4 protein-coding genes are annotated in these 5,678 nt (G+C 66.3%); 1 reads left to right on the top strand and 3 read right to left on the bottom strand.

Translation table 11 applies throughout. The features are described 5' to 3' along the window. Positions 1-168: 168 nt before the first annotated feature. Positions 169-786 (top strand): prolyl hydroxylase family protein, encoded by a 618-nt coding sequence (locus GJV64_RS10715; protein ID WP_164157224.1) that lies wholly within the window; start codon positions 169-171, stop codon positions 784-786. 72 nt (positions 787-858) lie between these two features. On the opposite strand, the gene GJV64_RS10710 is transcribed toward GJV64_RS10715, so the two are convergent. The 3 genes from GJV64_RS10710 to GJV64_RS10700 all read right to left on the bottom strand — a co-directional run. Next, positions 859-3,540, bottom strand: coding sequence for a TonB-dependent receptor domain-containing protein (locus GJV64_RS10710; RefSeq protein WP_164157223.1), 2,682 nt, complete (start codon positions 3,538-3,540; stop codon positions 859-861). A 61-nt stretch (positions 3,541-3,601) separates the two neighbouring features. After that, positions 3,602-5,149, bottom strand: coding sequence for a hypothetical protein (locus GJV64_RS10705; protein WP_164157222.1), 1,548 nt, complete (start codon positions 5,147-5,149; stop codon positions 3,602-3,604). A 171-nt stretch (positions 5,150-5,320) separates the two neighbouring features. Next, positions 5,321-5,678, bottom strand: a 358-nt coding sequence (locus tag GJV64_RS10700) for a PDZ domain-containing protein (protein WP_205599597.1), incomplete at its 5' end; no start/stop codon positions are given.

Below are 5,678 nucleotides of genomic sequence, written 5' to 3'. Positions count from 1 at the left end.
GCCATTCCTGCTCACCGCGGCGGCGGCGCTGGGCCTCGGGCTGGCGCTGGCCGATCGCTTGCAGGGCCGCGCGGTTTCGGCCACCACGCGGCTGCCGCTTGGCGCCCTGATGGCCGGTGTGGCACTGCTGTTCCTGGCCCTTGGCCCCGACTGGTTGGAGATGCTCAGATGACCGCCTTCGCCGGCGCCCAGCGCCTGCCCGACAAGCGGGTGGAGCTGTATCAGAAGAAGAAATTCCTCTCGGCCGAGGCCTGTGCCGGGCTCATTGCCCTCATCGACACGCTGCGTCGGCCGTCGACCATCACCGATGCCTATGGCGCCGATGCAGATTTCCGCACCAGCGAGACCGCCGATCTGCCCGCCGATCACCCGCTGGTCGGCGCCGTCTATCGGCAGCTGGCCGATTATGCCGGCCTGCCGCTGGCCCATGCCGAGGCACTGCAGGGCCAGCGTTATGCGCCGGGCCAGCAGTTCAAGGCCCATACCGATTATTTCGAGCCGACCGGCCTCGACTATTTCCCGCACACCCAGGATGGCGGCCAGCGCACCTTCACGCTGATGGTCTATCTGAATGCGCCGCAGGCCGGTGGCGCCACGCGCTTTGTCCATCTCGACAAATTGTTCCAGCCCGAACCCGGCAAGCTGCTCGCGTGGAACAACCGGCTGCCCGATGGCGGGGTGAATGGCTTCACCCTGCACGCCGGCATGCCGGTGAGGGCCGGCACCAAGTACATCATCACCGCCTGGTTCCGCGAGCGGCCGCGCCGCTGGCCGGCGGTTCGCTGAAACCGGTCGTGCGCTGACGAAAAGATCCGCCGTGGCGCCTTGCGGAGCCACGGCGGCAGTTGGGGGCAATCGTCAGAACTTGGCTGTGACGCTGGCCTGGAAGGTGCGGCCGCGCACCCACGTGTTGGTGTCGATGCGGCTGTCGTTCAGGGTCTGGAATTCCTGGTAGCGCACGTTGGTGAGGTTACGGCCTTCCAGCTTCAGCTCGATCTCGCGGCTGAACAGCTTGAAGCCCTGGCGGATGACGACATCGAAGATCAGGCCTGGCCGCTCGATCAGGTCGGGCTGGCCCGTCGGTCCGCGGAAGGCAACGCGGTCGCTGGCATAGTTGATCAGCAGCGTCTGTTCCGAAAGCGAACCCTCGTCCTGGAAGCCGATCTGCAGATTGGCGACATGGTCGGACTGGCCGGTAAGCGGCCGACCATCGATGAACAGGTCAGTTGCGGGACGCACTTCGCCGGTCAGCGGGAACAGCGTGGTGTCACCATCGCGGACCCGGATGGACGAGCTGGTGAAGGTATAGTTGGCGGCCACCATGAAGCGCCGCGATTCAAAGAAGCTCCCGAGGCCGGAGAGCGGGAAATATTTCTGCACCTCGATTTCCGCGCCATAGAGCCGGGCCTTGGGCGCGTTGGCGAAGGTGTTCTGCACTGTGCCGCCCTGGACCAGCACGATTGAATCGATCGGGTTCTTGATGTCCTTGTAGAACACGCCGGCCGCCAGCCGCTCGTCGCGGCCGAAATACCATTCATAGCGGCCTTCGAGGTTCACCAGTTCCGAGTTGATCATGAACTGGTTGCCGAAGCTCAGTCGGTCGCTCTCGGTGTCGAAATAGGGCTGCGGCGCCAGCTCGCGGAACTGCGGGCGGGCAATCGTCTTCGATGCGGCAAAGCGCAGCTGCATGTCCTCGGCGAAGTTCCAGGTCAGGGTGCCGGACGGCAGCCAATAATTGCGATCAATGTTGGTCGGCTGGTTGAAGGTCGAACCCGGGTTGGTGTTGAACACGTCGATCGGGGTGACATTCTGCTTGCCGCTTTCGTAGCGCACGCCAGCCACGAACTGCACGCCGTCTGCCGGCTCGATCTCCACCTGGCCATAGCCGGCATGGATGGTCAGATCGGCCGTGTAGCGCGGCGAAACGGTCGAGGTGCTGTTGAGCACGATGCCGTAGGTATAGATATTGAAGTCGGACAGCAGGAAGTCGGGCCGCTGCTGCGCGACGGCGATCGGCAGCACGCCGCTTGACTGGTAGCGATAGTCGAAGCGTTCCGACTGGCGCTCGGCCTTGCTGTAGGCATAGCCGGCGGTCAGGCGGATCGGGAACGGGCCGCCACGGATCTTGTAGCCAAGGTCGATGCCGCCGCCCCAGACATTCTCGTTCAGGCGACTGAAGGCCACTTCGCTGCTCTGCCCTGGCGAGCGCAGGTCATTGACGAAATCATTGATCGTGACGCCGCCGACCGTCTCGACGAAGGCATAGTTGTTGAGACGCTCATAGGGCGACAGGCGCTTGGAGTTGGCATAGGTGCCGCGCAGGTCGAGCGTCAGGTCATCGAACTTGAACTCGCCCACCAGTTGGGTGTCGATCAGCTGGCGCCGGAAGAACGCCGTGCCCTCGCGCTGCAACAGCGCTTCGCCAACGTTCACGTCCTCGGTGCCGCGCTGGATGCGGGCTTCCTTGATGCTGTCGTTCACATACAGATTGACGAACCGGATCTTGTGCTGGCCGAACTCCGCGCCGAAGCTGACCAGGCCGTTCAGGACGCTGCGCATCTCGGTCGAGACGAAGTCGAAGTCCACGTTCGGGCGCAACTCGGTGCTCCCCCGTCCGGCGTTCGACCGCTGCTGCTTGCCGGCCTTGGTCTGCCACTCCTGGCTGAAGCCGGCAGCGAACACGAAGCCGATGCGTGCATCGCCCACATCCCAGGCCCGGCCGCCGGCCATGTTGGCGCCCCAGTTCACCGGGATGTCGCTCTGGGCGAAGATCAGGTTGGATTCCGCATTGGTCAGACTGGCGGTGATGTCCTGCAGCTGGCGCACCGTGTAGTTCTGGCCCACGGCGAGCAGCGTGCCGGCGTCCTGGCTCTGCCGGATGCCGGCCGGCAGGTTGCGGACACCATCATCGAAGCCGGTCCAGTCATGCCGGCCGCCGGCATAGACATAGCCCAGCTGGCCGGTGGTCGCGGTGTTGGCGCCGATGCTGCCGCCCACGCTGAAGAACGGCTCTGCGGGGACGGTCAGGGTGGTCAGGTTGATCACGCCGCCGCCAAACTCGCCGGGGAAGTTGGCCGAATAGCTCTTCTGCACGACCGACGAGGCCAGGGCCGACGTCGGGAACAGATCGAGTGGCACCACGCGGCGCAGCGGGTCCGGCGAGGGGATCGGCAGGCCGTTCAGCAACGCCAGCGAATAACGCTCGCCAAGGCCGCGGACATAAACATAGCTACCGCCCACCACCGACAGGCCGGTGACGCGCTTCAGGGCGCCGGCGATGTCGCCTTCACCCGTGCGCGCGATGTCGGCTGCCGACAGGACCGACACCACCTCGCGGCTGGCGCGGATGGTGTTGGGAATGCGCCGGCCAACGATGACGATCTCGTCGTTGCCGCCGCCGGGGATGGAGACATCGACCGATTCCTCCTCCGCCGGCGGCGCGGCGGGCGGTGGTGCCGGTTGCGCCTGCGCCAGCGCCGGCGCGGCAAGGCCGGCCAGCACCGTGGTGGAAAGGATGTGCAGCTTGGTCCTGGTGTTCATGCGGTTCGAGCCCCTGGCGTGACTGGCCAACGGCCGGGGCACGAGGGCCCCGGCCGTGCGATCACTGGATGGGTGACGGCGGCGCCGTGCAGGCGGTGGCGCCGGGGCCCACGCCGCAGGTCCAGCCGGCATACCAGGTGTCGGTGGCGTTGCGGAAAGCGCCGACATAGTTGGTCTGGTCGAAGAAGGTGCCGGTGTTGGCGAACGCCACCCGCGGATCGGTGGCGGGCGCCGAGGTTTCGAAATTGCCCGGCAGGAAGATGTTCTGCAGCGTCAGCGTCACTGGCGGCAGGATATTGCTGTTGCCGGTGATGAGCGGAGTGACTGCCGCAGCATCCACGCCGCTGTCGTTCTCCACGGCACCACCGGAGCAGCCGAAGATCACCGAGCGGAAGATCGGCGGGCCGCGCTCATCCGGCGCCGATCCTGAAGCCGCGATCGTCTGCGCATCGTCGATGTCGAGGCACTGGGCGGTGCCGGTGTGGGTGATGATGCCGTTGGCGAGGCCGAAATCGGTGCCGCCGCGCAGCAGCACGCTGTCCGACCGCGTGCCGATGAAGGTGAAGTTGGCGATGCGCGGGAAGCTGCGCGGCTGCAGCTGCTCGTTGCCGCTGGTTTCCGCTTCGATCACGCGGTCGCCGCCATCAGAGCGCTGGACGACCAGAGCATACTGGATCAGGCCCTGGTAGCCGAGATCGGTGTCGATCGTGTCGTCGTCGTTGCCGGTCAGCACCAGATACTTGTGGTTCACGCGGCCACCGAACCACTCGATGCCATCGTCCGAGCTGTTGTGGACCTGGATATGGTTGGCAAAGGTGCCGGAACCGACGCCGGCAAAGGTGATGCCGTTCAGCTCGTTGCCCGGCTGCACCTGGAAGCCCGGATAGCGGACCTGAATATAGTCCAGCCGGCCCGAGTTGTCGCTGGGGGTGCCGCCGCCATAGATGCCGCCGGTCACGCCTTCCACCGCCGACTGGCAGTCCACCGTGCCCGGCGTCACGGTGCCGATGCAGGTGTGGATCGGCGCGCGGCCGAGGATGACGATGCCGCCCCACTGGCCGATGGCGCTGGTGCCACCATCAGTGGTGCCGGGGAAGCCTTCCATGTTGGAGCGGCTGGTGAAGATGATCGGGCGGGTGGCGGTGCCTTCCGCGAAGATCTGCGAGCCACGGTTGACCACCAGCGAGTCAGCGCCTGACGAGCCGAACACGACTACCCCCGGTTCGATGGTCAGGATGCCCTGCTGGCCACCGACCGCCGGTGCCGCCGGGTTGGCGCCCAGATCGATGCCGACGTTGACGCGGCCGGACAGCGAATAGACAACGCCCCGGATGTTGCGCAGCGTCAGACTGCCGGTGATGTTGCCCGAAATCTGGCAATTGCGCAGGTTGTTGATGACGCCCACGTTGGCGGTGCCGGCAGGGCAGCTGTCAGCCGGGCCGGTGGTCGGCGGGGTCGGCGTTGGCGTTGGGGCAGGCGCCGGCGCCGGGGCGGGCGCCGGAACGACAATCGTGCCTTCGCCAGGCGACGCGATATTGGTGGCACCGTCGCAGGCAGCCAGCGCGACAGCGGAACCGATCAGCAGCAGATGGCGGAAACGGATGGTCATGGGTCACCCCTCAAGGCCTGGTGGTTGCAACAGGTGGAGCAGCCCCTGGCCCTGAGCGCCGCCCCCATATGGCCCGGCGTCTAGGCGTGATTCGTGGCAGCGGCATTGCGACGCAGTTTCGATTTCATGACAGGAAAGTTGCACATTTGTGTCGGCCCACGCCCGGCCGAGTCAGCTGGAAACGGTCACATCCAGCGTCTTGCCGCCGCGCCTGAGGGACAGCTGCATGCGCCCGCCAGTGGCCAGCACTTGCGGCAGTTCGATGATTTGTTCTTCGGAATAGAGCGGGTTGCCATCACGGGCGAGGAGCACGTCACCAACCCTTAAGCCGGCGCGGGCCAGTTGCGGCAGGCCCGACAGGCTGTCCAGCCGCCAGCCGCTGATCGCGCCATCGGCCCCCCGCACTGGTTGCAGCGCCAGCCGCCACGGCGTCGGATCGCCGCCCGGCGGCTGCGGGCGGGTTGCGGCAGGCCGTGCATCCGGAAAGGCGAGCACCAGCTCTCCCGCCGGGCCGGCCAGCACCGCCTGG

It is taken from the genome of Sandarakinorhabdus rubra, assembly GCF_010994245.1.
GTDB classification, from domain to species: Bacteria; Pseudomonadota; Alphaproteobacteria; order Sphingomonadales; family Sphingomonadaceae; genus Sandarakinorhabdus; species Sandarakinorhabdus rubra.
The sequence above is the reverse complement of the archived record's forward strand: the minus strand, read 5'-3'. Positions and strand labels throughout refer to the sequence as shown.